The sequence below is a fragment of the Microtetraspora sp. AC03309 genome (assembly GCF_020826795.1).
Lineage (GTDB): Bacteria > Actinomycetota > Actinomycetes > Streptosporangiales > Streptosporangiaceae > Microtetraspora > Microtetraspora glauca.
In genome coordinates this window covers 1-826 of the sequence record NZ_JADDIL010000275.1, presented here as the reverse complement: position 1 = coordinate 826, position 826 = coordinate 1, and the positions used below count along the sequence as shown (strand labels likewise).

Genomic DNA, 826 nt, shown 5'->3' with positions numbered 1-826 from the left:
CGAGTGGCTGAACATTCGGCTCGACAGCCTGGGACTGGTAGGCCGCCATCAGTGAGCCGCCGCCGGAGTTACCCAACAGGACAACGGTTTCGATGTTCTGCTGCTCACGGAGCCACCGCACCCCGACCCCGATGTCAACCAGGGCATGGTCCAGCAGGAAGCTGCTCTCGAATCCGCGGAAGCGGGTGTTCCAGCCGAGGAAGCCGATGCCCCTGGCGGCCAGGTAATCGGCGATGTAGTGCTCGGAGAAGTCGATCTGGTAGTGCGTGGCGATCACCGCGACCGTCGGTTTGCGTTGTGCGCTCCGGTAATAGAGCCCCTGGCACGGATACCCTCCCGCGCCGGCACGCTGGGCGGTGGGCGATTCGAGGCCGATGAATTCGCGGACCACTTCCGGTGAAGCGTTGCTCATGGGCGGGGGCTCTCCTCGTGGTAGATGGTCCGGTAGAACACGTTGGCCAGAGTGGTGATACACGCGGTGTCGTCGGCGCGGGCGTCACGGCCGCCGGACAGTTGGGCGTAGCAGAACTGGTTGAGCATCGACACCAAGGCGACGGCGGTCAGATGGGGGTCGTCGTCAGGGCAGAACCCTTGGTGCTGAGCGTGTTTGATCATTTCGGTGATCATGGTGATGGGTAGCTGACAGATCTCGTCCCAGTATTCGGCGAAGTCGTCGTCGACCATCGCCATCTGGGACACGCTGATGATCTCGGCCAGCCGATGTCGGTAGGTCGTCCAGTGCGCGGAGGCCGCCTGGTGGCAGCGTTCCCAATTGGTCAGATCGGGCGCTGTGGCAGGAAGGGCACGTTCTCGGGCCTCATTGCGG

The 826-nt window shown here is 63.6% G+C and carries 2 pseudogenes; both read right to left on the bottom strand.

What is annotated here, in order from left to right:
- Nucleotides 1-412, bottom strand: a pseudogene (locus IMZ11_RS42810) (alpha/beta hydrolase); the annotation flags it as partial.
- A pseudogene (locus IMZ11_RS42805) lies at nt 409-826 on the bottom strand (hypothetical protein); the annotation flags it as partial. The pseudogenes IMZ11_RS42805 and IMZ11_RS42810, both read right to left, overlap by 4 nt.